This is a genomic window from Bartonella tribocorum, assembly GCF_002777915.1.
Taxonomy (GTDB): domain Bacteria; phylum Pseudomonadota; class Alphaproteobacteria; order Rhizobiales; family Rhizobiaceae; genus Bartonella; species Bartonella tribocorum_A.
The window spans coordinates 1-1,038 of record NZ_NJGE01000073.1 but is presented as its reverse complement, the minus strand read 5'-3'; the positions used below and the strand labels follow the sequence as shown (position 1 = coordinate 1,038).

The 1,038-nt window shown below is 40.7% G+C and carries 1 protein-coding gene; it reads right to left on the bottom strand.

Going from position 1 to position 1,038, the window contains the following annotated elements; genetic code table 11:
• Positions 1–175: 175 nt before the first annotated feature.
• A partial coding sequence (locus CER18_RS09725; RefSeq protein WP_143242729.1) for a DnaB-like helicase C-terminal domain-containing protein occupies positions 176–1,038 on the bottom strand: 863 nt, incomplete at its 5' end.

Below are 1,038 nucleotides of genomic sequence, written 5' to 3'. Positions count from 1 at the left end.
AGCGGGTTTTGTATATTTTGCCACCAGGTTTTGTACCAATTTATTTTCTTTTAAGGGTTTTTAAGGTGTTTTCAAAGGGTCTTTAAAGGCCTTTCAAAGGGTGTTTTAAGATTCGTCATTTTTTGTGAGAATCTATGGGTTTTTGCTTCTCAAGCATCGGATCATTATTTTGAGCTCAAGCGGATATTTCTGGAAAGTTGTCGTTATCCGTTAGGTCACTAAAGCATGTAAAGTCAGATTGGAAAGCAAGAGGAACGATTCCTGTTGGCCCATGGCGTTGCTTGGCTATGATAACCTCAGCTTTTCCCTTAACTTGCTCCAGTGCTTCTTTCCATTTGTGATACTCAGGAGCGCCTTCTTTTTGTTCTTCATTGTTGAGATAATATTCTTCACGATAAACAAACAACACAATATCGGCATCTTGCTCGATTGAACCTGATTCCCGTAAATCGGAGAGTTGTGGACGTTTATCTGTTCTATTTTCAACTTGTCGTGATAATTGCGAAAGCGCAATGATGGGAATATTGAGTTCYTTTGCAAGTGCTTTAAGCCCCATAGTAATGGCTGTAATCTCTTGAACGCGGTTTTCAGAAGAACGCTTTGAACCGCTTGTCATCAGTTGGATATAATCAATTATCAAAACATCTAGACCATGTTGTCGTTTAAGACGCCTTGCACGRGCCGCCAATTGTGCAAGGGATACAGCTCCCGTTTGATCAATATAAAGAGGAATGGTTTGAAGGGAATGCGTCATATGAACAATATTTATAAACTGATCATCAGAAAGATTACCCCGTCGCATATCAGAAGAAGAAACCTTTGTTTGTTCTGAGATAATACGGGTTGCAAGCTGTTCTGTTGACATTTCAAGGGAGAAGAAACCAACAATGCCCCCTTCACTGGCTTGGCTATCATCATGACGCTTACAAGCATTGGCAATGTTAAAGGCAATATTGGTTGCAAGGGACGTTTTACCCATCCCAGGGCGCCCTGCTAGAATAATCAAATCAGATGGTTGCAACCCGCCCATTTTTTCAT